At 61.5% G+C, this 24510-nt stretch carries 22 protein-coding genes; 17 read left to right on the top strand and 5 right to left on the bottom strand.

The window, feature by feature from the left end:
* Positions 1–134: 134 nt before the first annotated feature.
* The 15 genes from serC (at position 135) to fabF (ending at position 17584) form a co-directional block, all read left to right on the top strand.
* Positions 135–1220, top strand: a complete 1086-nt coding sequence (serC, locus tag ACYAR8_RS03975) for a 3-phosphoserine/phosphohydroxythreonine transaminase (RefSeq protein ID WP_463579139.1) — start codon at positions 135–137, stop codon at positions 1218–1220.
* Positions 1220–2314, top strand: a complete 1095-nt coding sequence (gene pheA / locus ACYAR8_RS03970; protein WP_427688667.1) for a prephenate dehydratase — start codon at positions 1220–1222, stop codon at positions 2312–2314. The genes serC and pheA overlap by 1 nt, the downstream gene beginning before the upstream one ends.
* A 54-nt stretch (positions 2315–2368) precedes the next feature.
* Positions 2369–3481 carry a histidinol-phosphate transaminase gene (gene hisC, locus ACYAR8_RS03965; RefSeq protein WP_074890890.1) on the top strand — a complete coding sequence of 371 codons (1113 nt, stop codon included), beginning with the start codon at positions 2369–2371 and terminating at the stop codon, positions 3479–3481.
* A 28-nt stretch (positions 3482–3509) separates the two neighbouring features.
* Positions 3510–5717 carry a bifunctional prephenate dehydrogenase/3-phosphoshikimate 1-carboxyvinyltransferase gene (locus ACYAR8_RS03960; protein WP_463579162.1) on the top strand — a complete coding sequence of 736 codons (2208 nt, stop codon included), beginning with the start codon at positions 3510–3512 and terminating at the stop codon, positions 5715–5717.
* A complete protein-coding gene (gene cmk, locus ACYAR8_RS03955; protein ID WP_074890887.1) occupies positions 5714–6403 on the top strand; it encodes a (d)CMP kinase in 690 nt (229 codons plus the stop codon). The genes ACYAR8_RS03960 and cmk overlap by 4 nt, the downstream gene beginning before the upstream one ends.
* A 121-nt stretch (positions 6404–6524) precedes the next feature.
* Positions 6525–8216, top strand: coding sequence for a 30S ribosomal protein S1 (gene rpsA, locus ACYAR8_RS03950; RefSeq protein WP_065992985.1), 1692 nt, complete (start codon positions 6525–6527; stop codon positions 8214–8216).
* Between the two features lie 202 nt (positions 8217–8418).
* Entirely contained in the window at positions 8419–8718 is a 300-nt protein-coding gene (gene ihfB / locus ACYAR8_RS03945) for an integration host factor subunit beta (RefSeq protein WP_037011901.1), read from the top strand.
* A 17-nt stretch (positions 8719–8735) separates the two neighbouring features.
* Entirely contained in the window at positions 8736–8975 is a 240-nt protein-coding gene (locus ACYAR8_RS03940) for a lipopolysaccharide assembly protein LapA domain-containing protein (RefSeq protein WP_108120423.1), read from the top strand.
* A 198-nt stretch (positions 8976–9173) separates the two neighbouring features.
* Positions 9174–10547 (top strand): phosphohexomutase domain-containing protein, encoded by a 1374-nt coding sequence (locus ACYAR8_RS03935; protein ID WP_074890884.1) that lies wholly within the window; start codon positions 9174–9176, stop codon positions 10545–10547.
* A 123-nt stretch (positions 10548–10670) separates the two neighbouring features.
* Positions 10671–11639 carry a UDP-glucose 4-epimerase family protein gene (locus ACYAR8_RS03930; protein ID WP_074890882.1) on the top strand — a complete coding sequence of 323 codons (969 nt, stop codon included), beginning with the start codon at positions 10671–10673 and terminating at the stop codon, positions 11637–11639.
* Complete coding sequence (locus ACYAR8_RS03925; protein ID WP_463579138.1) at positions 11636–12652, top strand: MraY family glycosyltransferase; 1017 nt, start codon at positions 11636–11638, stop codon at positions 12650–12652. Before ACYAR8_RS03930 ends, ACYAR8_RS03925 begins: the two co-directional genes overlap by 4 nt.
* 109 nt (positions 12653–12761) lie before the next feature.
* Entirely contained in the window at positions 12762–14756 is a 1995-nt protein-coding gene (locus tag ACYAR8_RS03920) for a polysaccharide biosynthesis protein (RefSeq protein WP_463579137.1), read from the top strand.
* A 197-nt stretch (positions 14757–14953) separates the two neighbouring features.
* Positions 14954–15298: a helix-hairpin-helix domain-containing protein gene (locus tag ACYAR8_RS03915; protein ID WP_108120417.1), complete on the top strand. Its 345-nt coding sequence runs from the start codon at positions 14954–14956 to the stop codon at positions 15296–15298.
* Between the two features lie 168 nt (positions 15299–15466).
* Complete coding sequence (locus ACYAR8_RS03910) at positions 15467–16270, top strand: SDR family NAD(P)-dependent oxidoreductase (protein WP_463579136.1); 804 nt, start codon at positions 15467–15469, stop codon at positions 16268–16270.
* 39 nt (positions 16271–16309) lie between these two features.
* The gene (gene fabF, locus ACYAR8_RS03905; protein WP_074890874.1) at positions 16310–17584 is read left to right on the top strand and encodes a beta-ketoacyl-ACP synthase II; all 1275 of its coding nucleotides are present in this window, start codon (positions 16310–16312) and stop codon (positions 17582–17584) included.
* Between the two features lie 59 nt (positions 17585–17643).
* On the opposite strand, the gene ACYAR8_RS03900 is transcribed toward fabF, so the two are convergent.
* From ACYAR8_RS03900 to dsbD, 4 genes are all read right to left on the bottom strand, one after another.
* Entirely contained in the window at positions 17644–18207 is a 564-nt protein-coding gene (locus ACYAR8_RS03900) for a TetR/AcrR family transcriptional regulator (RefSeq protein ID WP_463579135.1), read from the bottom strand.
* A 149-nt stretch (positions 18208–18356) separates the two neighbouring features.
* Positions 18357–19124, bottom strand: a complete 768-nt coding sequence (gene dsbG, locus ACYAR8_RS03895) for a thiol:disulfide interchange protein DsbG (protein WP_463579134.1) — start codon at positions 19122–19124, stop codon at positions 18357–18359.
* Positions 19125–19135: 11 nt separating this feature from the next.
* Complete coding sequence (locus ACYAR8_RS03890) at positions 19136–19996, bottom strand: TlpA family protein disulfide reductase (protein ID WP_463579133.1); 861 nt, start codon at positions 19994–19996, stop codon at positions 19136–19138.
* On the bottom strand, positions 19996–21783 hold the full coding sequence (gene dsbD, locus ACYAR8_RS03885; protein WP_463579132.1) for a protein-disulfide reductase DsbD: 1788 nt from the start codon (positions 21781–21783) through the stop codon (positions 19996–19998). The genes ACYAR8_RS03890 and dsbD overlap by 1 nt, the downstream gene beginning before the upstream one ends.
* A 153-nt stretch (positions 21784–21936) precedes the next feature.
* Here dsbD and ACYAR8_RS03880 point away from each other — a divergent pair, with 153 nt between their 5' ends.
* Both ACYAR8_RS03880 and ACYAR8_RS03875 read left to right on the top strand, forming a co-directional pair.
* Complete coding sequence (locus ACYAR8_RS03880) at positions 21937–22620, top strand: response regulator (RefSeq protein WP_074890866.1); 684 nt, start codon at positions 21937–21939, stop codon at positions 22618–22620.
* Positions 22617–23951, top strand: a complete 1335-nt coding sequence (locus ACYAR8_RS03875) for an ATP-binding protein (RefSeq protein ID WP_074890864.1) — start codon at positions 22617–22619, stop codon at positions 23949–23951. Before ACYAR8_RS03880 ends, ACYAR8_RS03875 begins: the two co-directional genes overlap by 4 nt.
* Before the next feature lie 71 nt (positions 23952–24022).
* Here ACYAR8_RS03875 and ACYAR8_RS03870 read toward each other — a convergent pair whose 3' ends face one another.
* Positions 24023–24472, bottom strand: a complete 450-nt coding sequence (locus tag ACYAR8_RS03870; protein WP_463579131.1) for an SgcJ/EcaC family oxidoreductase — start codon at positions 24470–24472, stop codon at positions 24023–24025.
* Positions 24473–24510 lie beyond the last annotated feature (38 nt).

Genomic DNA, 24510 nt, shown 5'->3' with positions numbered 1-24510 from the left:
GCATAACCTCTGTAGGAGCCATCGGAGGTAACGACAGTCGCGAGTAGGTTCCTCTGACACGATGCAGTCCCTGTTTCGCACTTCCCCGCATTTCACCCGTTCCAAATTAATTCAGTGACACGACGAGAGTGGATATGAGCAAGCGAGCCTTTAACTTCTGCGCAGGTCCTGCCGCGCTCCCTGAAGCTGTTCTGCTGCGTGCCCAGGCCGAACTCCTGGACTGGCATGGCAAAGGCCTGTCCGTCATGGAAATGAGCCATCGCAGCGACGAGTTCGTCTCCATCGCCACCAAGGCGGAGCAGGATTTTCGCGACCTGCTGTCCATCCCCTCTAACTACAAAGTGCTGTTTCTTCAAGGCGGCGGCAGCCAGCAATTCGCTCAGGTTCCATTGAACCTGCTGCCGGAAAACGGCACGGCCGACTACATCGACACCGGCATCTGGTCGCAGAAAGCCATTGAAGAAGCATCGCGCTACGGCAACATCAATGTGGCCGCCAGCGCAAAACCCGCCGATTACTTCGCCATTCCCGGCCAGAGTGAGTGGAAGCTGTCGAAAGACGCCGCCTACGTTCACTACGTCCCCAACGAGACCATTGGCGGTCTGCAATTCAACTGGATTCCGGAAACCGGCGACGTGCCGCTGGTCGCCGACATGTCTTCGGACATCCTCTCGCGCCCTCTCGACGTCTCGCGTTTTGGCATGATCTTCGCGGGCGCCCAGAAGAACATCGGCCCGAGCGGCATTGTCGTGGCGATTATCCGCGAGGACCTTCTGGGTCGGGCGCGTTCCCTGTGCCCGACGATGCTCAACTACAAGGTCGCGGCCGACAACGGCTCCATGTACAACACGCCGCCCACACTGGCCTGGTACCTGTCCGGTCTGGTTTTCGAATGGCTGAAAGAGCAGGGCGGCGTCGAAGCCATGGCCACCCGCAATGAACTCAAGCAGCGCACGCTGTATGACTTCATCGACGCCAGCGGCCTGTACAGCAACCCGATCAATCCGTCCGACCGCTCGTGGATGAACGTGCCGTTCCGTCTGGCCGATGATCGCCTGGACAAGCCGTTCCTCGCGGGTGCCGAAGCGCGCAACCTGCTCAACCTCAAAGGCCACCGCTCGGTCGGTGGCATGCGCGCGTCCATCTACAATGCCATCGACCTCAGTGCGGTCAACGCCCTGACCACGTACATGGCAGAGTTCGAGAAGGAACACGGCTAATGTCTGAACAAGAGCTCAAGGCCCTGCGGGTCCGCATCGATAGCCTGGACGAAAAGGTCCTGGAACTGATCAGCGAGCGCGCCCGCTGCGCCCAGGAAGTGGCGCGGGTGAAGATGGCCGACCTGCCGGCAGGCGAGGTTCCGGTGTTTTATCGCCCCGAGCGTGAAGCGGCAGTACTCAGGCGTGTCATGGACCGTAACCGTGGCCCGTTGAGCAACGAAGAGATGGCGCGGCTGTTCCGCGAAATCATGTCCTCGTGCCTGGCGCTGGAGCAACCGCTCAAAGTCGCTTATCTCGGTCCTGAGGGCACGTTTACCCAAGCTGCCGCGCTGAAGCATTTCGGCCATGCGGTGATCAGCAAGCCCATGGCGGCGATCGACGAAGTGTTCCGTGAAGTGGCCGCCGGTGCGGTGAACTTCGGCGTTGTCCCGGTGGAAAACTCCACCGAAGGTGCGGTCAACCACACCCTGGACAGCTTCCTTGAGCATGACATGGTCATCTGCGGTGAAGTCGAGCTGCGCATTCACCATCATCTGCTGGTGGGCGAGAACACCAAGACCGACAGCATCAGCCGTATCTATTCCCACGCCCAGTCCCTGGCGCAATGCCGCAAGTGGCTGGACGCGCACTACCCGAATGTCGAGCGCGTCGCCGTCGCCAGCAACGCCGAAGCGGCCAAGCGGGTCAAGGGCGAGTGGAACTCGGCGGCGATCGCCGGTGATATGGCCGCGGGCCTCTATGGCCTGACGCGGATTGCCGAGAAGATCGAAGACCGCCCGGACAACTCCACGCGTTTCCTCATGATCGGCAATCAGGAAGTGCCGCCGACCGGTGACGACAAGACGTCGATCATTGTGTCGATGAGCAACAAGCCGGGAGCGCTGCATGAACTGCTGGTGCCTTTCCATGAGAACGGTATCGACCTGACGCGCATCGAGACGCGTCCCTCGCGAAGCGGTAAGTGGACCTACGTGTTCTTCATCGATTTCGTCGGCCACCACCGCGACCCGCTGATCAAGGCCGTTCTCGAACAGATCAGCCAGGAAGCCGTGGCGCTCAAGGTGTTGGGTTCCTATCCGAAAGCAGTGCTTTGATCCTGCGTCCGGACTTGTAGCCCTACGGGTTTCACTGAAGAGGTAAAGCGGTACATGAGTGGCGACTTCCTCGCGCTGGCACAGCCCGGCGTGCAAAAACTATCGCCTTACGTTCCCGGCAAGCCGGTGGACGAACTGGCGCGTGAGCTGGATATCGATCCGGCGCGCATCATCAAGCTGGCGAGCAACGAAAACCCGATGGGCGCCAGCCCCAAGGCGTTGAAGGCGATCAAAGACGCACTGGCGGAATTGACCCGCTACCCCGATGGCAACGGTTTCGAGCTCAAGCAACGGCTGTCGCAGGCTTGCGGCGTGCAGCCCGAGCAAGTGACGCTGGGCAACGGCTCCAATGACATTCTGGAAATCGTCGCCCGTGCCTATCTGGCGCCGGGGCTCAATGCAGTGTTCAGCGAACATGCGTTCGCGATCTATCCGATCGTCACCCAGGCCGTGGGCGCCACTGCTCACGTCGCCAGGGCAAAGGATTGGGGGCACGACCTGCCGGCCATGCTCGCCGCCATCGACAGCAATACCCGGGTCGTCTTCATCGCCAACCCGAACAACCCCACCGGGACCTGGTTCGGGCCAGGCGCCTTGGCGGATTTCCTCGCACAGGTGCCTCAGGACGTGCTGGTTGTGCTGGACGAGGCCTACATTGAATACGCCGAAGGCGCCGATCTGCCTGACGGGCTCAACTTCCTGAGTGCTTATCCAAACCTGCTGGTGTCGCGGACGTTCTCCAAGGCCTATGGCCTGGCGTCGCTGCGGGTCGGCTATGCGTTGTCCTCGAAGGTTGTCGCCGACGTGCTGAACCGCGTGCGTCAGCCGTTCAACGTCAACAGCCTCGCGCTGGCCGCCGCCTGCGCTGCGCTGGATGACGCTGACTATGTTGCGCGAAGCCGTCAGCTCAATGAAGCCGGCATGCAGCAGCTCGAGGAAGGGCTTGCCCAGATGGGTCTGAACTGGATTCCCTCCAAAGCCAACTTCATCGCCGTTGACCTGGGCCGCGAGGCGGCGTCGGTTTACGACGGGCTGTTGCGCGAAGGCGTGATCGTTCGCCCGATCGGTGGTTACGGCATGCCCGATCACCTGCGGGTGAGCATCGGTCTGCCGGGCGAAAACAGTCGTTTTCTCGAGGCGTTGAGCAAGGTTCTGGCGCGTGGTTGATGTCACGTCGCTGCAACCCGCTGCGCCTATGATCGGCCGCCTGGTGGTGGTCGGCCTTGGATTGATCGGAGGATCGTTCGCCAAAGGTTTGAAGGAAAGTGGCCTGTGCCGCGAAGTCGTGGGCGTCGATCTCGACCCGCAATCGCGCACGCTTGCCGTGGAACTGGGCGTGGTGGATCGCTGTGAAGACAATCTCGCTGCCGCCTGCGTGGGGGCCGACGTCATTCAGTTGGCCGTGCCGATCCTGGCCATGGAAAAACTCCTCGGCGTGCTGGCTGGGCTGGACCTGGGCAATGCCGTGCTGACCGACGTCGGCAGCGCCAAGGGCAATGTGGTCCGCGCAGCGCGTGAAGCGTTCGGCGTAATGCCGGCGCGCTTCGTGCCCGGCCATCCGATTGCCGGCTCCGAGCAGAGCGGGGTGGAAGCCTCCAACGCCGAGCTGTTCAAGCGGCACAAAGTCATCCTCACGCCGCTGGCCGAAACCGATCCGTTGGCGTTGGCGCTGGTCGACCGTCTCTGGTCGGCTTTGGGCGCGGATGTCGAGCATATGCAGGTCGAGCGCCACGATGAAGTGCTGGCGGCGACCAGCCATCTGCCGCACCTCCTGGCGTTCGGTCTGGTGGATTCGCTGGCCAAACGCAACGAAAACCTCGACATCTTCCGTTATGCGGCGGGCGGCTTCCGCGACTTCACGCGCATCGCCGGCAGTGATCCGGTGATGTGGCATGACATCTTCCTGGCGAATCGCGAGGCGGTGCTGCGCACCCTCGACACCTTCCGCAGCGACCTCGATGCGCTGCGCGACGCCGTGGACGCAGGCGATGGCCATCAACTGCTCGGCGTGTTCACCCGCGCACGGGTCGCCCGTGAGCATTTCGGCAAGATCCTCGCCCGTCGTGCATACGTTGAAAAAGCAGCGTGCGCCGACCTGACATTTATTGCGAAGCCTGGCGGCGTTGTCCGAGGGCGGGTTCGCGTGCCGGGTGACAAGTCGATTTCCCACCGGGCGATCATGCTCGGGTCCCTGGCCCAAGGCACCAGCGTTGTCGAAGGTTTTCTCGAAAGTGAAGACGCGCTGGCGACGCTGCAGGCGTTCCGCGACATGGGCGTGGTCATCGAAGGGCCGCACCACGGTCGAGTGACGATTCACGGCGTCGGGCTCAACGGGCTTAAACCTGCGCCGGGGCCTCTTTATCTCGGTAACTCGGGCACGTCGATGCGCCTGCTCTGTGGCGTGTTGGCTGCGCAGCGCTTTGACAGCGTGCTGACCGGCGACGCCTCGCTGTCCCGGCGATCGATGACGAGTGTCGTCGAGCCGCTGCGCCAGATGGGCGCGGTGATCGAAACCGCAGAAGACGGCCGGCCGCCGCTGACCCTTCGCGGCGGGCAGGGTCTTCAGGCGATCCGCTACGACATGCCGTTGCCCAGCGCTCAGGTGAAATCCGCGCTGTTGCTCGCCGGTCTTTACGCAAATGGCACAACGATGGTGTATGAGCCAGCGCCGACCCGGGACCACACCGAGCGCATGCTGCAAGGGTTTGGTCATTCGGTTTCCGCTGATGACGCGACAGTCGCGTTGCAGTCAGGGATTGAGCTCAAGGCCGCACCCATCGAAGTACCCGCCGATATATCTTCGGCGGCGTTCTTCCTGGTGGCAGCCTCCATCGCCGAGGGCTCCGATCTGATTCTCGAAGGCGTGGGTGTCAATCCGACGCGCTCGGGCGTTATCGATATCCTGCGGTTGATGGGCGCGGACATCACGCTGCACAACCCACGCGACGCGGGCGGTGAGCCGGTGGCTGATCTGCACGTGCGCCATGCTTGGCTCAAGGGTATCGACATCCCCCAGGCGCTTGTGCCGCTGGCCATGGATGAGTTACCGGCGCTCTTCATCGCTGCCGCGTGCGCCGAAGGGCGGACGGTGCTTCAGGGCGCTGGGGCCTTGCGCGCCAGGGAATCCGACCGCCTTCTCGCCATGGCCGACGGTCTGGCGACGCTCGGCATAAACGTTGAATCGACCGCAGATGGCATCATTATTGATGGTGGAACCGTCAGCGGTGGTGAAATCGATGCGCAGGGTGATCACCGCATCGCCATGGCATTCAGTATCGCGTCGCTGCGCGCGGCCAGCCCGATCCACATCCGGGACTGCGCCAATGTGGCGACTTCATTTCCCAGTTTCCTGACGCTGTGTGCTCAGGTGGGTATTCGTGTAACGCAAGAGGGGCAATCGTGAAAGTTCAAGCTCCGGTCATTACGATCGACGGACCCAGCGGTTCAGGGAAGGGCACGGTGGCCGGCAAGCTGGCCAAACGTCTGGGCTGGTCCCTGCTGGATTCTGGTGCGCTGTATCGGCTGTTGGCCTTCGCGGCCGTCAACCATGGCGTCGACCTGACCAATGAGGAAGCATTGAAGCTGTTGGCTGCGCATCTGGACGTGCAGTTCATGGCAGCGACCGACGACCATGGTCAGCGCATTATTCTGGAAGGGGAGGACGTGACGCTGGCCATCCGCAATGAGCATGTCGGCAGTGGCGCGTCGCAGGTGGCGTCGTTGCCGGCGGTTCGCGAGGCACTGCTGCAGCGCCAGCGGGCGTTTCAGGAGTTTCCGGGCCTGATCGCCGACGGCCGCGACATGGGCACGGTGGTCTTTCCTGGCGCGCCATTGAAGATTTTTCTGACGGCCAGCGTCGACGAGCGTGCCCGTCGGCGATATTTGCAGTTGAAGGCCAAGGGTGACGATGTTAGTCTGCCGAGTCTGCTAGATGAGATCCGTGTCCGCGACGAGCGCGACACCCAGCGAGCGGTAGCCCCGCTCAAGCCGGCGCATGACGCCATTCAGCTGGATTCCACCGAATTGTCCATCGAGCAGGTGCTTGAACGCATCCTGAGTGAAGTCGCACTCCGCGATCTCGCCGGATGACCAGAAAGCCATGTGGGAGACCAGTCATAGTCCCGCAGGCTTTCTTTCATATGAACGAAACCCACGTTGTCTGGAGCGTGGCAGATGGGCGTATTCTTCGCCCTTATCAACAGGAATTAAAATGAGCGAAAGCTTTGCTGAACTTTTCGAAGAAAGCCTAAAGACTCTTAACCTTCAGGCCGGTTCGATCATCACCGCGATCATCGTCGATATCGATTACCAGGCTGGTTGGGTCACCGTTCACGCTGGTCTGAAGTCCGAAGGCCTCATCCCGCTGGAGCAGTTTCACAACGACGCTGGCGAGCTGACCATCAAGATCGGCGATGAAGTCCACGTTGCGCTGGACGCGGTCGAAGACGGCTTTGGCGAAACCAAGCTGTCCCGCGAAAAAGCCAAGCGTGCTGAGTGCTGGATCGTTCTGGAAGCGGCTTTCGCAGCTGAGGAAGTGGTCAAGGGCGTTATCAACGGTAAGGTTAAAGGCGGCTTCACAGTCGACGTTAACGGCATCCGTGCGTTCCTGCCAGGTTCTCTGGTTGACGTCCGTCCAGTGCGCGACACCACGCACCTGGAAGGCAAAGAGCTGGAATTCAAGGTCATCAAGCTGGACCAGAAGCGCAACAACGTTGTCGTTTCCCGTCGCAGTGTCCTGGAAGCCGAAAACAGCGCCGAGCGCGAAGCTCTGCTGGAATCGCTCCAGGAAGGCCAGCAGGTCAAGGGTATCGTCAAGAACCTCACCGATTACGGCGCATTCGTCGATCTGGGTGGCGTCGATGGCCTGCTGCACATCACCGACATGGCCTGGAAGCGTATCAAGCATCCATCGGAAATCGTCAACGTTGGCGATGAGATCGATGTAAAGGTCCTGAAGTACGATCGCGAGCGCAATCGTGTTTCCCTGGGTCTGAAGCAACTGGGTGAAGATCCATGGGTTGCTATCAAGGCTCGTTACCCGGAAGGCACTCGCGTTACCGCGCGTGTTACCAACCTGACCGACTACGGCTGCTTCGCAGAGCTGGAAGAAGGCGTGGAAGGCCTGGTACACGTTTCCGAAATGGACTGGACCAACAAGAACATCCACCCGTCCAAAGTCGTTCAGGTTGGCGACGAAGTGGAAGTCATGGTTCTGGACATCGACGAAGAGCGTCGTCGTATCTCCCTCGGCATCAAACAGTGCAAATCTAACCCATGGGAAGATTTCTCTGGCCAGTTCAACAAGGGCGACAAGATCTCCGGCACCATCAAGTCGATCACCGATTTCGGTATCTTCATTGGTCTGGACGGCGGCATCGACGGCCTGGTTCACCTGTCCGACATTTCCTGGAACGAAGTGGGCGAAGAAGCCGTACGTCGTTTCAAGAAGGGCGACGAGCTTGACACCGTGATCCTGTCGGTTGATCCAGAGCGTGAGCGCATCTCGCTGGGTATCAAGCAGCTGGAAAGCGATCCGTTCTCCGAGTACGTCACTGTCAATGACAAAGGCGCTATCGTTCGCGGTATCGTTAAAGAAGTTGACGCCAAAGGCGCCATCATCACTCTGGCCGACGACATCGAAGCGACCCTCAAAGCCTCCGAAATCAGCCGTGACCGCGTTGAAGACGCGCGTAACGTTCTGAAAGAAGGCGAAGAGATCGAAGCCAAGATCATCAGCGTTGACCGCAAGAGCCGCGTGATCAGCTTGTCCATCAAGTCGAAAGACGTTGAAGACGAGAAAGAAGCGATTCAGAGCCTGCGTAGCAAGCCTGAAACCGCTGAAAGCACTGGTCCTACCACTCTGGGTGACCTGCTGCGTGCTCAAATGGAAAAACAGAACTGAGTTCTGTCTGACCATTGAAAAAGGGCGACTTCGGTCGCCCTTTTTTGTGGGCGGGTATTTTTGCGGCGCCTTCGGCCAATGCCCTGTTGACAATCTTCAAGCCCGGCTCATTTAAGTCTGGACATACTCTGTTCAAATGCTTCAGGTCATGCTAAAACCTTCCAAGCGCTTTACCTAGCTGCTTGAAAAAGAAGGGAAAAATATGACGAAGTCGGAGTTGATCGAACGAATTGTCACCCATCAAGGCTTGCTCTCATCCAAAGATGTGGAGCTGGCCATCAAGACCATGCTTGAGCAGATGTCGCAGTGCCTTGCGACGGGCGACCGTATTGAAATACGCGGCTTCGGCAGCTTTTCCCTGCACTATCGCGCGCCTCGTGTAGGCCGTAACCCAAAGACAGGTCAGTCTGTCAGCCTCGACGGCAAGTTCGTTCCTCACTTCAAGCCAGGCAAAGAGCTCCGCGACCGGGTGAACGAAGAAGAGGAGCATGAGCTCCAATAGCTCTTTGAGGGGTTCTCATGCGAAATGTGAAGCGTCTGATCTTTTTGGTTATCGCCCTGTTGATCGCAGCGGCGATCGTCGTATTTGTGCTGGAAAACCAGCAGGCTGTTGCGCTGGTATTCTTTGGCTGGAATGCGCCCGAGCTGCCTGTCGCCGTGCCGGTGATCTTTGCACTGCTGGTGGGCATGTTGTTAGGCCCGCTCCTGGTTTCCGTCGCGCGTCTGCGCAGGAAGCCCAAAGCGTCACGTCTGCCCTGATAGAATCCCCGCGCGCCAGACACCTCAACGCTTGCGTTGAAGATAATTACAAGCGCACCTATAACTAATCTCCTTTTTCAATGCCTAACCCACGCCTCAAGCTTTCAGGCGCGAGGGTTGCGTGCAGTTCGCCATTCGAGCTGCTTCTACTGAACAGAGGAACCTTCGGGTTTTTTTTCGTCGCATAGGTTTTTACACATGAATTCCGACTATCCCGCTCTTCAGACTCGCTGTTTCAAGGCTTACGACATCCGTGGCCAGGTGCCAAATGACCTTGACGACGACATCGCGTACCGCATCGGGCGGTCCATGGTGGTTGAACTGGGTGCCAAAAATATCGTGGTGGGCCGAGACATGCGTCTCGAAAGCCCGGCCTTGGCTCAAGCGTTGATCAAAGGCATTCAGGAAGCCGGCGCGGATGTCATCGACATTGGTCTGTGCGGCACTGAAGAAGTCTACTTCGCCACCAGTCACTACGAAGCAGACGGCGGCGTGATGGTCACGGCCAGTCATAACCCGAAGGGTTATAACGGCATGAAGCTGGTCCAGAAGTCGTCCCGTCCCATCAGCGGTGACACTGGCCTTGATGCCATCCGCCAGCGCGTCGATGCGGGCGATTTCGGTCAGGTTGCCGCTCAGCACGGTAGCGTTGAGTCCAAGCCGGACAAGACTGCCTACATTCAGCACCTGCTGACCTACGTCAAAGACGCCGATCTTCGTCCACTGAAGATCCTCGCTGACCCGGGCAATGGCGCTGTCGGTCCAGCTCTCGAAGCGATCCGCTCCCAGCTGCCGTTCGAGTGGGTAATCATCAACGCTGAGCCGGATGGCAACTTCCCTAACGGCGTGCCGAACCCGCTGCTGCCGGAAAACCGCAGCATCACCCGCGACGCGCTGCTCAAGCACGGTTGCGACCTGGGCCTGGCCTGGGACGGCGATTTCGATCGCTGCTTCTTCTTTGACGAGCAAGGCCGTTTTGTCGAGGGTTACTACCTGGTGGGCCTGCTGGCAGAGATGCTGCTCAAGCAACACCCGGGCTCGAAAATCATTCACGACCCGCGCCTGACCTGGAACACCATCGATCAGGTCGAGCAGGCAGGCGGTACGCCGGTGCTGTGCAAAACCGGCCACGCGTTCATCAAGGAGCGCATGCGCCTGGAAGACGCCGTGTATGGCGGCGAGATGAGTGCTCACCACTACTTCCGCGATTTTGCCTACTGCGACAGCGGCATGATCCCGTGGCTGCTGGTCGCTGCACTGATGTCCGTCTCCGGCAAGAAGTTCTCGCAGCTGGTCGATGAGCGCATGGCGGCCTACCCGTGCAGTGGCGAAATCAACTACAAGGTCGACGACGTCAAATCCATCATCGCCAAGATCCTGGAGCACTACACGCCGTCTTGCTCGAACATCGACAGGACCGACGGCATCAGCCTCGAGTTCGCCGAATGGCGCTTCAACCTGCGTGGCTCGAACACTGAGCCCTTGCTGCGTCTGAACGTCGAGAGCCGTCGTGATCCAGCCCTGGTAGAAGCCAAGGTCAAAGAGATCGAAGCGCTGATCAACGGCAAGTGATGCACTGGGCGCGCGGTTCTGCTGACTGAATGGCAGTGCCGCAAGCCAATCGTCTACAATGGCGCCGCTGCCTCACAGCGGCCGTCTTGATTGACGACGAATTCTTAAGTGCATGGATGGGATATGACCAGAAAAATCCTGGTGACAGGGAGTTCGGGATTTTTAGGGACAGCGCTGGTTGACCACCTTGCACACCTGCCTGACGCGGACATTGTCGCGGTAAGCCGACAGGCAATGCCCCATTCTTCTCCAACCGTCACGACAACCACTGTTGCCGGGCTGACTGCCGACACCCCATGGCAGGCAGTGTTGCACGACGTCGATACGGTCGTTCACGCCGCAGCGCGGGTGCATGTCATGCACGACACCGCGGCTGACCCACTTTCGCTGTACCGGGAGGTCAACACCCTCGGCACGCTGAATCTGGCCGAGCAGGCCGCCGCAGCAGGCGTCCGGCGTTTCATCTTCATCAGCACGATCAAGGTCAACGGCGAGTCCACCGCGCGGGGCGAATGCTTTCGTGCGGACGACGCCCCCAATCCGAGCGATCCCTACGCCGTTTCCAAGCACGAAGCAGAACAGGGCCTTCTGGCGCTGGCGAAGACCTGTGCGATGGAAGTGGTGATCATCCGCCCGGTGCTGGTTTACGGGCCCGGCGTCAAAGCGAACTTCCTGCAACTGATGCGCACGTTGCGCAAAGGCGTGCCGTTACCGCTCGGTTCAGTGAACAATGCGCGCAGCCTGGTCTCGCTGGACAACCTGATCGACCTGATCCGCGTCTGCATCGATCATCCTGCCGCCGCGAACCAGGTCTTTCTGGTCAGCGATGGCCGGGACCTGTCGACGACCGAACTGGCCAGCCGGCTCAAGGCGCAGATGCGTGCATCGGGTTGGCTTATTCCCGTCCCCGAATCCCTTATCATGCTCGGTGCCACGTTGTTGGGCCGCAAATCGGCGGCCGAGCGGGTGTTGGGATCGCTGCGCGTGGATATCAGCAAAAACCGCGAACGGTTGCAGTGGCAGCCCCCGGTGTCGGTAGAGGACGGCCTGAAGAAGACCGTCGAGCATTTTCTGGTTACGGATCAAGCATGAATTATTGGTGGGTCGCGGTTGCTGTTGTGGTGTTTTCATTTGCGCTGACGCATTTATTGCGCCGGTATGCGCTGCATAAGAGCCTGCTCGATATTCCCAACGGCAGAAGCTCCCATACGATTCCGACGCCACGTGGCGGCGGTGTGGCGATTGTCATCAGTTACCTGGCTGCGCTGGTCTGGATGATTTCTGCAGGGCTGATAGGGCGCGACCCGTTCCTGGCCATGTTCGGGGCGGGCGCATTGATCGCGGCACTGGGGTTTCTCGACGATCACGGCCACATCGCCGCTCGCTGGCGCTTGCTGGGGCATTTCTTCGCCGCAGCGTGGGCGTTGTTCTGGCTGGGTGGTCTTCCGGCGATCAGCGTGTTCGGCATGACGCTCGCGCCGGGGCTGATCGTTAACGTGCTGGCGGCGTTCTACCTCGTCTGGCTGCTCAACCTATACAACTTCATGGACGGCATCGACGGCATTGCCAGCGTAGAGGCGATCTGTGTCTGCGTCGGCGCGGCGATCATCTACGCCCTGAGCGGTTTTGCCACTCTGGTGTGGTTGCCGGTGCTGCTGGCATGCGCAGTCGCGGGGTTTCTATTCTGGAATTTCCCCCCGGCAAAGATCTTCATGGGCGATGCCGGCAGCGGATTTCTTGGCATCATGCTTGGTTGCCTGTCACTGCAGGGCGCGTGGATTTCCTCGCAGTTCTTGTGGGTATGGCTTATTCTCCTCGGGGTTTTCATCGTAGACGCTACAGTAACCCTCATCCGTCGGCTCGTTCGGGGCGACAAGGTCTATGAGGCTCACAGAAGTCACGCTTATCAATTCGCCTCGCGGCGCTTTGGCAAGCACCTTCCGGTGACGTCCGCAGTCGGTGTAATCAATCTGTGCTGGCTGTTGCCGGTCGCTGTGTGTGTCATCCGTTTCGGGCTGGACGGGGCACTCGGCGTGATCATTGCTTACGCTCCATTGCTCGCCCTGGCATTCATCTTCAAGGCAGGGGCGCTTGAAAAAAGCTGAGCATGGACATTGGCTCTGAGGCTGTTGGTCCGATTCCCTTGCGCAACAGGAATCAAACGCCAGCCCAGGGGTCGACTGAAAGGAGTTAGAACGCGTGCTTGAGGGGACAATGGGGAAAATTCGCACTTCGCTGCTGGGGCTGCCTCGCCGGCACAAGCGGATCTTGCAGGTCGCTGCAGACGTCTGTCTGATCTGGTTTGCGTTGTGGATGGCGTTCGTGGTCCGCCTGGGCATTGATGAACTGATCAATCCCCTGGAAATCCATACCTGGCTGTTCGCAAGCGCGCCCATAGTGGCGATCCCGTTGTTCATTCGTTTCGGCATGTACCGCGCGGTCATGCGCTATTTCGGCAACGACGCCCTGATCGCGATCATCAAGGCCGTCAGCCTCTCCGCCCTGATACTTGGGGTCGTGGTCTACCTCTACAGCAACCACCAGCACGTCGTGCCACGATCGGTGATGTTCAATTACTGGTGGTTAAGCATGGTCATGATCGGCGGTCTGCGCCTGGCCATGCGTCAGTACTTTCTCGGCGACTGGTTTTCTGCTGCTCGCCATGTACCGTTCGCAACCCGAGACGATGGCCTGCCCAAAGTCGCCATTTACGGCGCCGGGGCGGCGGGCAATCAACTGGTCGCCGCGTTGCGCATGGGCCGTTCGATGCGTCCTGTTGCGTTCATCGATGACGACGACTCGATCTCCAACCGGGTCATCTCCGGGCTGCAGGTCTACAAGCCCAAGCACATTCAGCAGATGATCGACGTGACCGGCGCTCAGGAAATCCTGCTGGCGATTCCGTCGTCCGCCCGTGCGCGCCGCCGGGAAATCCTTGGTTTCCTCGAAGGCTTCCCGCTGCATGTTCGCAGCGTGCCGAACTTCTCCGATCTGGCCGCCGGCCGAGTGAAGGTCGACGATCTTCAGGAAGTCGACATCGCCGACCTGCTCGGCCGCGACGCCGTACCCGCCCAGGAAGAATTGCTCGAGCACTGCATCAAGAACCAGTGCGTGCTGGTGACCGGGGCAGGGGGCTCGATCGGCTCGGAGCTGTGCCGGCAGATCCTGCTGTTGAAGCCGACCACCCTGTTGCTGCTCGATCACAGCGAATTCAATCTGTACACGATCCTCACCGAGCTGGAGCGGCGGGTGGCTCGCGAGTCGCTCAAGGTCAAGTTGCTGCCGATTCTGGGTTCGATCCGTAATCACGCCAAGCTGCTGGACGTGATGAAGACCTGGCAGGTCAATACGGTTTACCACGCGGCGGCCTACAAGCACGTGCCGATGGTCGAGCACAACATCGCCGAGGGCGTGCTCAACAACGTGGTCGGTACGCTGAATGCCGCTCAGGCGGCGCTGCAGGCGGGCGTTGCGAACTTCGTGTTGATCTCCACCGACAAGGCTGTGCGCCCGACCAATGTGATGGGCAGTACCAAGCGCCTGGCCGAGCTGACGTTGCAGGCGTTGAGCCGGGAAACCGCGCCGGTGATGTTCGGTGACCGCTCCAATGTGCATCAGGTCAACAAAACGCGGTTCATCATGGTGCGATTCGGCAACGTGCTGGGGTCGTCCGGTTCGGTGATTCCGTTGTTCCATCAGCAGATCAAATCCGGTGGGCCGCTGACGGTCACGCACCCGAAAATCACCCGCTACTTCATGACCATTCCGGAAGCGGCGCAGCTGGTGATTCAGGCCGGTTCCATGGGGCAGGGCGGCGACGTGTTCGTGCTCGACATGGGCGAGCCGGTGCGCATTATCGAGCTGGCCGAGAAGATGGTGCATCTGTCGGGCCTGAGCATCCGCTCGGAACACAACCCCCAGGGCGACATCGCCATCGAGTTCACCGGGCTGCGGCCTGGCGAGAAGCTCTACGAGGAGCTGCTGATCGGCAACAACGTGGCGGCGACTCGCCACCCGATGATCATGAGCGCCCAGGAAGACTTCCTCGCGTGGGATGTCTTCAAGCAAAGTCTCTCGCAGTTGCTCAAGGCGCTGGACGACGACGATTACACCCGCGTTCGGCAGATACTTGGCGACACGGTCAGCGGTTACGCGCCCGAGGGCGATATCGTCGACTGGATTCATCAGCAGCGTCGCCGCGAACCCTGAGCGCGCACCCCGCTGAAACCTTTTCTTACGCAGCCAATTCAGCACTGAAACGTGGGCGGAGCCCGTATCCACGGGGCCTGCGAGTCGGTACATATCCGGTCACCGATCCCGGCGTTGACTCACTGCCGCCATCGGCTAGGTTTGGGAAGCAGCTCAGGAATGCTGCTTCCACTTACGATGCCCATGGAGCATGACTCATGCGTACTTCTTATCTCTCCTCCCTGATCTTCGCGCTGCTGGCGGGTACGTCCCTCGCCGTGACTGCCGCGACTCCTGCCGCCCCTGCCGCCACCCCGGCAGACGCCACCAAACCTGCCATCTCCGCGCCGGCGGGTGTGCAGGGATCCAAAGTCAACCTCAACGCCGCCAGTGCTGAAACCCTTCAGAAAGAGCTGTCCGGCATTGGCGCCGCGAAGGCCAACGCCATCGTCGCTTACCGTGAAGAACACGGCGGTTTCACAGCCGTGGACGAGTTGATCGAAGTGAAGGGCATCGGCAAGGCGCTTCTGGACAAGAACCGCGACAAGCTGTCGATTGACTGAAACCCATGAGCCAAGGCCGATCACTGATCGGCCTTTTTTTATGCCTGGGATAAATCGGGGCCGGACAATCACGCACCGAATGGAAAAATGTCGACTGACATATTATTTTTAAAATTACGGATGTAATATCTCTCCGCCGCTACGCTTACTTTCCCACGGAGAACGTTCATGACGACTCAGACTCAAGGCAAAGCTGTCATCACCGGCGCCTCGTCGGGCATTGGCTTCATCTACGCGGACCGGCTGGCTCAGCGCGGATTCGATCTGATGCTGGTGGCCCGCGATCAGGCGCGACTGGAAGCGCTGGCGACGGATCTGCGCGCGAAGCATGCCATCAACGTCGAGGTGGCGAAAGCCGACCTGACCCAGCTCGCCGACGTCAGCGTCCTCGAGCAGCGTCTGCGTTCGGATGCGTCGATCACTTTGCTGGTGAACAACGCCGGGGTTGCACTGAGCACGCCCCTCGCCGAGTCGGATCTGGGCGAAGTGGATCGCCTGATCCAGCTCAACATCGTTGCGCTGACCCATTTGGCATCCGCCGCAGCAGCCGGTTTTGCAGCGCGCGGCACCGGGGCGATCGTCAATATCGCGTCCGTGGTGCCACTGCTGCCGGAGCGCTTCAACGCGGTGTACGCCGCCAGCAAGGCCTATGTGTTGAGCCTGACCCAGTCTCTGGCCGCCGAGATGAGCGAAAAGGGTGTGCAAGTTCAGGCCGTGCTGCCCGGCGCGACCCGTACTGAAATCTGGGAGCGCGCGGGCATGGACATCAACGCCTTCCCGCCGGAAATGGTCATGGACGTCAACGAAATGGTCGACGCCGCGTTGGCCGGGTTTGATCAGAAAGAGCTGATCACCATTCCGTCGCTGCCGGATGCCGCGCACTGGCAGGCCTTCACCCAGGCACGTTTTGCATTGGGCCCGAATCTGTCGCTGCAGCACGCGGCGCAACGTTACAAAACGGCTGGCGCGTAACAGTGCCGGCGACTGCCAAGAATGAGGAAAGGTGAGCCCATGAGTGAGCGTCGCATTGTAGTGACGGGTATGGGGCTGGTGACGCCATTGGGCACCGGCGTCGAAGCGGTGTGGAAGCGATTGCTGGAAGGCCGTTCCGGCATTGTGCAGTTGCCTGAGCAGACGGTGGCTGATCTGGCAGGCAAAGTCGGCGGCCCGGTGCCGACCCTGGAGCAAGATCCTGAAGCCGGTTTCGACGCGGACGCTGCGGCGCCGCCCAAAGAGCAGAAGAAGATGGACCGTTTCATCCTCTTTGCCCTGGGCGCTGCGCAACAGGCGGTCAAGCAGGCGGGCTGGGCGCCGTCCACCGAGGAGGAGCGCGAGCGCACTGCGACCATCATCGGCGCCGGCGTCGGTGGTTTTGGCGCCATCGCCGAAGCCGTGCGCATCACCGACAGCCGTGGGCCGCGGCGCTTGTCGCCGTTCACCATTCCGTCGTTCCTGGTCAATCTGGCGGCCGGGCATGTGTCGATCCAGCACGGTTTCAAAGGCCCGCTGGGTGCGCCGGTGACCGCGTGTGCGGCGGGGGTTCAGGCGATCGGCGATGCGGCGCGACTGATTCGCAACGGGGAGGCGGACGTGGCCATCTGCGGTGGCGCCGAAGCCTGTATCGATCGCGTCGCCCTGGGTGGTTTTGCTGCCGCCCGTGCGCTCTCCCATGGCTTCAACGACGCGCCGGAGCGCGCCTCACGGCCCTTCGACCGTGACCGCGACGGCTTCGTCATGGGTGAAGGCGCGGGGATCATCGTCATTGAAACCCTGGAACACGCACTCGCCCGCGGAGCAACGCCCATCGTCGAACTGGTCGGCTACGGCACCAGCGCGGACGCCTATCACCTGACCGCAGGGCCGGAGGATGGCAGCGGTGCGCGTCGAGCGATGCAGACAGCGATTCGCCAGGCCGGCATCCAGCCTGCCGACGTGCAGCACGTCAACGCCCACGCCACGTCCACGCCGGTGGGCGACAGGGGCGAAATGGCCGCGATCAAAACGGTGTTTGGTGACCAGAATGGCGTTGCCGTCACGTCGACCAAATCCGCCACCGGGCACTTGCTCGGCGCAGCGGGGGGCATTGAGGCGATTTTCACGGCATTGGCGATCCGCGATCAGATCGCGCCGATGACCCTCAATCTGGAGAACCCCGACGAGGCGGCTGCGGGCATCGACATCGTCCACGGCAAGGCGCGTCCCATGAACATCGAGTACGCATTGTCGAACGGTTTCGGCTTCGGGGGTGTGAATGCCAGCGTGCTGTTCCGCCGCTGGCATCCCTGAGAGGCATCAGTGAAACAAGCGTGACGCATCCCTGCCGAGAAAGGGCAGGGAAGTGAGCTTCAGCCTTCAATCAGCTGCTTGAGCTGATCGCGGGTGGTCTCCAGAATCCGCTCGGCCAGCGCCGGATCCTTTGCGCTGCGCGCCAGCACCATCGCCCCCACCAGCCCGGACATGAGCATCACACTCTTGTCGCTGCTTTGCCCATCGGCCGGCATTCCGGCTTCGAGGGTGGCGAGCATGCGGTTGATCAACTCGTCGGTAATCTCGCTCGGTTGCCCGCGCTGGCCCAGCTCGGACGCCATGGTTGGCAACGGGCAGCCCTTTTCCGGGTGATCGCGGTGGGCGGTCGACAGGTACGAGTCGATGAACGCCTGGGTCGAGCTGTCTTCGGCCAGTTTCTCGGCGACTGAGGCGAGCATCTGGTCGACGGCGCAGCGCAGGGATTTCTCGACCAGATCGTCCTTGGATTTGAAGTGGGCATAAAAACCACCGTGGGTCAGGCCCAGTGCCTTCATCAACGGCTGCAACCCGGTGGCGCCGATGCCGTCACGGCGAAAGCGCGCAGCGGCTTCCTGAAGAATGCGCTGGTGGGTCTGGGCTTTGTGGTCTTCGGCGTAACGCATGGAGCGAGCCTCCCGGGCGTGGCTCTTGAAATGGTGGTCGACATTTTTACACGGATGACACGCCGGTGCAGTACCCGCGTTGAAACGCGTGCCGCCACCGGTCAGAGCGCTCCGTTCACCACTGACCGCTCACGACAGCGCATAACCGGCTATTTCGGGCCCATCATTTTCGCCAGCGCCTCAGGCCCGGGCGCGCCTTGTTGCTGCTGAAGGTGACCCGCCTCGTCCTTGTAGAAAATCGACGGTGTGGCGGACAGGCCCATGTCTTCCATCAATTTCATGTTGGCGTCGAGTTTTGCCTGGATGTCTTTGGGGATGTTCTGCATGGCCTTGAGTGTGCTGGCTTTGCCCGCCTGCTCGTGGGTCTGCAGGGCCACTTCCGGGTTCGTGTCGGCCAGCAGGCTCGCGGCCTTGGCGGCGCTGTCCTCGCGGATCACGCCGACCATGATGTGGCGCAACTGCACTTTCCCCGATTTGACCCATGGCCGCGCCTGCTCCCAGAACAGGTTGCAGTACGGGCAGTTGGCGTCGCTGAACAGGTAGATGACTTTCGGCGCAGTCTTGGCGCCGTCGGCAATCCAGGTGCTGTTTTCCATGCGGCTCCACATCGCCTCGGCCATCGGCCCATAGACCAGCTTTTGCAGGGGCGCGGTGCTCAGGTCCTCGCCCTTTTCATTGAACAGATTGCCGGCCAGCACATGCTTGCCGTCCGGGGTCAGGTACAGCGCCATGCCTTGATTCTGGTACTCGGCGGCGTAGCCCTTCAGTCCTGCCGGCGCGTCGAAGCTGCCTTTGATGGTCGCGCCCTTGGCTTGCAGCGCCTTGATCGGGGCGGGCAGGTCTTCGGCGTGGACCAGCGCGCCTGGCAGGGAGAGCGAAACGGCGGCGGCGATGAGCGCAGGGCGGATGACGTTCATGGGGTGGTCCCTTATTTTGAAGAAGGCTGTGAGGACGGCGGGAAAGAAGTCGGCGAAGAAGCGTTCGGCGGCTGGCTCAAACCGTCCAGATAATGGGTGAGGCTGGCGCTGGACAGTTCGCCCAGATGCCCGTCCCGTTGGCGGCCGTTTACGCCGTAAAACAGCGTGGTGGGCAGGGCGGCTGAGCCGGCACGGCGACCCAGTTCGCCGCTGTCGTCGAACAACACGTTGTCCAGTTGCAACCCCTGGCTGCTGAGAAAGGTCGCCACTTCACGTGGGCTCTCTCCCTGATTGACGAACAGAAACACGACGTCGGGATTGGCCTTTTGTGCTGCTTGCAGGACGGGCATTTCCCGCCGGCACGGCGGGCACCACGTCGCCCACAGGTTGATCACCAGTTTGCGGCCTGTGTAATCGCGCAATTGCACGCGTTCGCCCGCGTCATTGCGCAGGGCCAGATCCGGCAGCGGAACATCCCGACGAACGCTTTCGACGGCCAGACTGCTCAGCCACCAGAACAGCAACCCGCTGGCGACGCCCAACCCCAGTGGCCGGCGCTGCGACGGCCTCCGCCACGCCATGATGGCGGCACCGCCCACAACGGCGACGACACCGGGCCAGGCACTGAAGCCGCCGTCGCGGATATCAGCGATGCGCAGCAGGTCGCTTTCGTATTGCCGCCAGTAGCGCGCAACGAACGCCAGACGCGCCACCAGCAGTCCGAGCATGAACAGGCCGAAGACGGCGCGTTCCGGGTTGATTCGTTGCTTGCGGCCACTGATCCAGCCGACCAACGTCGCCAGTGCGAGGGCAACGAGCAGCAGCAGATGGTTGAGCGACAGGGCGAACGGCCCCACGGAAAAACTCAGCATCAGCCACGCTCCCGGGTCGTCTGCCAGTGCTTCAAAAAGGATTCGAGGTCTACTTCTCCGGTGATACGCCGGTCGCGTCGTTCGCTGCGGTCCGGCGCGATCCACACCAGTGTCGGCGGGCCCGGCACGCTGAAACGACCGAGCAGCGCGCGGCTGGCGTCGTTGTCGGCCGTGACATCGAGGCGCAGCAGGTGCACGCCCTCCAATGCCTGCAGGGTTTCCGCTTTGGCGAACACGTTCTTCTCCATGATCTTGCAGGACACGCACCAGTCAGCGTAGTAGTCGACCAGCACCCACTGGCCGGCAGTTGTGGCGGCGGCGAGTTCCCGGTCCAGCGCCAACGGGTCCTTGATCGTGGTGAACGCGGCGTGTGCCTCGCTTGCGTTGGATGGCTTCGCTCCGCTGAAGACTTCGAGCGGTTGCCAGGGATCATCGCCGCCTGCCGCCGCGCCGATCACCATCGCCACGCCCCACAGCCCAACGACCATACCGACTGGGGCGCAGAGGCGTGAGGCGCGTTGCAGCGACCGGGTCTGCACGACGGCGCTGTAGGCAAAGATGATCAGCAGTGCCCCGAACAACCCCAACCACAACACGTCGGCGAGCAACGGCCGAAGCATGATCAACGCCGTGCCCAGCAGCAGGAAGCCGAAGAGGCCTTTGACCAGGTTCATCCAGGCCCCCGGTTTTGGCAGAAAGCGCGTGCCGACCGTGACCAGCAGCAACAACGGCAGGCCCATGCCCAGCCCCATGACGAATAACACCAGCGCGCCGTGCAGCGCGTTACCGCTCTGGGCGATGTACAGCAGCGCGCCGGCCAGAGGCGCCGTCATGCACGGGCCGATCATCAGTCCAGACAGGGCGCCGAGCGCCGATGCGCCCAACAGACTGCCGCCGGGGCGCTGACGCCCGGCCTTCTCCAGACGGTCGCGCAGGAAGCCCGGCAACTGCAGCTCGAAGAGGCCGAACATCGGCAGCGCCAGCACCCCAAACAGCACCGCGAAACTGCCCAGCAGCCACGGCTGTTGCAGGGTCGATTGCAGGTTGCTGCCCAACAGTGCGGCGACCACGCCCAGCCCGGCGTAGATCAGGGCCATGCTCAACACGTAAATACTGGCCAGCGCAAAACCCCGAGCGGGTCTTGCGCCGCTGCCGACCACCACGCCGGCAAGAATCGGCAGCATCGGCAGTGAGCACGGCGTGAACGCCAGCAGCAGACCCAGCCCGAAAAACGCCAGCAGGCTCAGGGCCAGAGAACGTTGCGCCAGGCCGCTGGCCAGTGCCTGGTCCTCGGCCTGATTGCCGACGTCATTTCCTTTCTCAAAGCTGGCCGGTTCCGCGTCGCCGCTGGCCACAGTGACGAGCTGGCTTTGCGGTGGATAACACAAGCCGGCATCGGCGCAGCCTTGCCAGCTCACGTTGATTTGACCGTAGGCCGAAGCGGGGATTGTCAGTTCAAGGCCCTGCCGATAGACCTGCTGCTGGCCGAAATACTCGTCGTGATGATCCTCGCCCTTCGGCAGCACGGGTTGCTGTCGCTGGCTCAGTCCTTCGAACTTGAGCCGTTGCTGATACAGGTAATAACCGTCCGCAATCTGCCAGTACAGGCGGGTTTCGCCGGATACCAGGCGTTCCGAGGTGAAGATGAAGGCGTCCTTCGCCGACAGAAAATCCGCCTTCTCGCTGAGGAGTGAGGGGCCGGTCTTGGCCAGGAAGGGGTCTCCACCGGGCACGGCCTGCGCCAGCAGCGGGACCAGCATCAGAACCATCAGCCACACCTTGCCCATGCACACCTTCCCGCCACTGTGAATGGGGCGAATCCTGCGCAGTGGCGATTAACTGTCGATTAACGCTCGGGGGCGCGTCGTGCCTGCGGCGGCTCGTGCATAATCCGCCGTTAATCCCTCTGCGCTTCAATCGCCTTTTTTTCGGGGCCGACCATGCACGTACTGCTTTGTGAAGACGACGACCTGATCGCCAGCGGCATCGTCGCAGGCCTTGATGCCCAGGGCCTGACGGTGGATCGCGTGGCCACGGCCTCCTCCGCGCGGGCGATGCTCGCGGCTGCGCATTTCGACGTGATGATTCTGGACCTCGGCCTGCCCGATGAAGATGGTCTGAAGCTGTTGCGCCAGATTCGCCAGCAGGGCGTGGAAATCCCGGTGCTGATTCTTACCGCTCGCGACACGGTGACCGACCGCGTCGACGGCTTGCAGGCCGGCGCTGACGATTACCTGCTCAAGCCCTTCGACCTGCGTGAACTCAGCGCGCGCCTGCACACCCTGGTGCGTCGCATGGCCGGGCGCAGCGTCAATGTGATCGAACATGGCGTGCTCAGCTATGACCCGAGCAGCCGGGAAACCCGCCTTGCCGGTCAGCCGGTCGATCTGTCCCGCCGCGAGCAGGCCCTGCTGCAAGCGCTGCTGAACAACAGTGGCCGCGTGCTTTCGGGCGAGCAGTTGAAGGACTGTGTGTACGGCTTTGGCGACGAGGTCGAGAGCAACGCCCTCAACGTTCACATCCATCACCTGCGGCGCAAGCTGGGCGGTCGCATCATCGAAACCGTCCGCGGGCTCGGTTATCGCCTCGGCCCGGCCGGCCATGATTCGGAGCCCACGCCATGATGAGCCTGCGCACGCGGCTGAGTCTGATTCTGGGCTCGGCGTTCATTCTGATCTGGGTGTTGGCGGCGGCGTGGATGCTGCGCGACTTGCGCACGCAGATGATGCAGTCCCTCGATCAACGCCTTGAGGCCTCGGCGCGGATGGTGGCCGGGTTGCTCGAACAGATGCAGATGCCTACCGGCAGCGACACCCGCTCCCTGCGGGCGGACGATCCGGCGTTGCCCAACGGCATGGCGTGTCAGTTGAGCTCCCTGCGCGGGCAGGTGCTGGCCCGCACCGACAGCTCGCCGAGCGAACCGCTGAAGGCTGATGCCAGCGGCTTCCATGACCAGATGATCAACGGCGACCACTGGCGTGTGTACACGATGATGCATGGCAACGTGCGGGTGAGCACTGCCGACCGCCAGATTGAACGCGACGTGCTCGGGCACTCGGTGTTGCTGGCGGCGTCGGTTCCGGTGCTGGTCGCGCTGTTCGGCAGCCTGGTGCTGGTCTGGTTCGGCATCGGCCGCGGGCTGGCGCCGCTCAATCGCATGCGCGATGCCTTGAATCGCCACAGCGCCGACTCGGTCGAGCCGCTGGACGTGCCCAATTTGCCCAGCGAGTTGCAGCCGCTGCTGAAAAGCCAGAACCAGCTGTTTCAGCGCATCGCCCAGACCCTGGAGCGCGAGCGGCGGCTGACCGGCGACGCCGCCCATGAACTGCGCAGCCCGCTCACCGCCATCAAGACCCATCTGCAAGTGGCGCGCATGACCGACGGGCAGAAACGCGACACGGCGCTGGCCCATGCGGAGGAGGGCGCCGACCGCATGCATCGCACCCTTGAACAGCTGCTTTTGTTGGCGCGGGTCGAGGGCAGCCTGTCTTTCGATGACGGTGTGCAGTGTGACGCCGAGCAGGTCGCGCGGCTGGCCATTCACGACGCCAGTCACGGCGACGAGCAGCGCATCGAACTGATCCTGCCGTCGCAGTTGTCGAGCGCCGCCGTGCAGATGCCTGCGGCGCTGGCGGTGGCCGCGTTGCGCAATCTGCTGGACAACGCCTTGCGCCACAGCCAGGCCGCAGCGCAAGTCGAGCTGAGTGTCGAAACCTTCGACGGGCAGGCGCATTTCCGCGTTCGCGATCATGGCCCGGGGATTCCCGAGCCGGACCTGGACAAGCTCACGCAACGCTTCTGGCGCAACGGCAAAAGCCCCGGCGCGGGCCTGGGACTGGCGATCGTTCAGGCCATCGTTCAACGCTGCGCGTGCTCGCTGCGCTTCGACAGCCGTCAGGACGGTTTGCGGGTGGAGCTGAGCATGCCGTTGCGGCGCGATGTCGCAGGCGAGTGACGTGTGGGACGGGTCTGAAAGTTGAGTCGGCCCGGCGTTGGACGTCAGGCCGACTGTTGGCTGAATGTCCGTTACTCCGGCATGGCTGAAGAGTGGTGCGATGTAATCAACCACTGGTTGTCGACGAATGCATAAGTGAAGGTGTAACGCGCGCTGACGGCTGAGTTATCGCTGAAACGGAACGTGTAAGTGCCGGTATCGATTGCGCTGTTGCAACTTGTCATAACAGTGCTGCTATCGACAGTGCCGACCGGCTTGTTCTTGAGAAACTTGTTGAAGTAGTCGAGTTTGCCAGCAAGGTCTGTTCTGGGCTGGTTGGAGAGGGTCGGCAGCAGCACCGCATCGGCCGTGTAGTTCGCCGCAACCTTGCCTGGGTCGCCGGTTTGCAAGGCTGTGTTCCAGCGTTCGAACAGGATGTTCGCCTGTTGCTTGTCAAGTGTTGCGCATTGAACGGAGACGTTGTTTGCACTTGCGAAGGCGCTGGCAGTGAGCAATGTGATAACAGCGAAAGTCTTGAGCATGAGTTGCCTTCCATTGGCGATTGAATGTGGGTCGAGAG

The sequence above is a fragment of the Pseudomonas sp. HP_01 genome, assembly GCF_055284355.1.
Note: the sequence above shows the minus strand (reverse complement) of the source record. Positions and strands in the feature narration are given on the sequence as shown.

Coding starts and splice junctions, on each gene's coding strand:
- serC (WP_463579139.1), top strand. CDS start 135: ATGAGCAAGCGAGCCTTTAACTTCTGCGCAGGTCCTGCCGCGCTCCCT.
- pheA (WP_427688667.1), top strand. CDS start 1,220: ATGTCTGAACAAGAGCTCAAGGCCCTGCGGGTCCGCATCGATAGCCTG.
- hisC (WP_074890890.1), top strand. CDS start 2,369: ATGAGTGGCGACTTCCTCGCGCTGGCACAGCCCGGCGTGCAAAAACTA.
- ACYAR8_RS03960 (WP_463579162.1), top strand. CDS start 3,510: ATGATCGGCCGCCTGGTGGTGGTCGGCCTTGGATTGATCGGAGGATCG.
- rpsA (WP_065992985.1), top strand. CDS start 6,525: ATGAGCGAAAGCTTTGCTGAACTTTTCGAAGAAAGCCTAAAGACTCTT.
- ihfB (WP_037011901.1), top strand. CDS start 8,419: ATGACGAAGTCGGAGTTGATCGAACGAATTGTCACCCATCAAGGCTTG.
- ACYAR8_RS03940 (WP_108120423.1), top strand. CDS start 8,736: ATGCGAAATGTGAAGCGTCTGATCTTTTTGGTTATCGCCCTGTTGATC.
- ACYAR8_RS03935 (WP_074890884.1), top strand. CDS start 9,174: ATGAATTCCGACTATCCCGCTCTTCAGACTCGCTGTTTCAAGGCTTAC.
- ACYAR8_RS03930 (WP_074890882.1), top strand. CDS start 10,671: ATGACCAGAAAAATCCTGGTGACAGGGAGTTCGGGATTTTTAGGGACA.
- ACYAR8_RS03925 (WP_463579138.1), top strand. CDS start 11,636: ATGAATTATTGGTGGGTCGCGGTTGCTGTTGTGGTGTTTTCATTTGCG.
- ACYAR8_RS03920 (WP_463579137.1), top strand. CDS start 12,762: ATGGGGAAAATTCGCACTTCGCTGCTGGGGCTGCCTCGCCGGCACAAG.
- ACYAR8_RS03915 (WP_108120417.1), top strand. CDS start 14,954: ATGCGTACTTCTTATCTCTCCTCCCTGATCTTCGCGCTGCTGGCGGGT.
- ACYAR8_RS03910 (WP_463579136.1), top strand. CDS start 15,467: ATGACGACTCAGACTCAAGGCAAAGCTGTCATCACCGGCGCCTCGTCG.
- fabF (WP_074890874.1), top strand. CDS start 16,310: ATGAGTGAGCGTCGCATTGTAGTGACGGGTATGGGGCTGGTGACGCCA.
- ACYAR8_RS03900 (WP_463579135.1), bottom strand. CDS start 18,207: ATGCGTTACGCCGAAGACCACAAAGCCCAGACCCACCAGCGCATTCTT.
- dsbG (WP_463579134.1), bottom strand. CDS start 19,124: ATGAACGTCATCCGCCCTGCGCTCATCGCCGCCGCCGTTTCGCTCTCC.
- ACYAR8_RS03890 (WP_463579133.1), bottom strand. CDS start 19,996: ATGCTGAGTTTTTCCGTGGGGCCGTTCGCCCTGTCGCTCAACCATCTG.
- dsbD (WP_463579132.1), bottom strand. CDS start 21,783: ATGGGCAAGGTGTGGCTGATGGTTCTGATGCTGGTCCCGCTGCTGGCG.
- ACYAR8_RS03880 (WP_074890866.1), top strand. CDS start 21,937: ATGCACGTACTGCTTTGTGAAGACGACGACCTGATCGCCAGCGGCATC.
- ACYAR8_RS03875 (WP_074890864.1), top strand. CDS start 22,617: ATGATGAGCCTGCGCACGCGGCTGAGTCTGATTCTGGGCTCGGCGTTC.
- ACYAR8_RS03870 (WP_463579131.1), bottom strand. CDS start 24,472: ATGCTCAAGACTTTCGCTGTTATCACATTGCTCACTGCCAGCGCCTTC.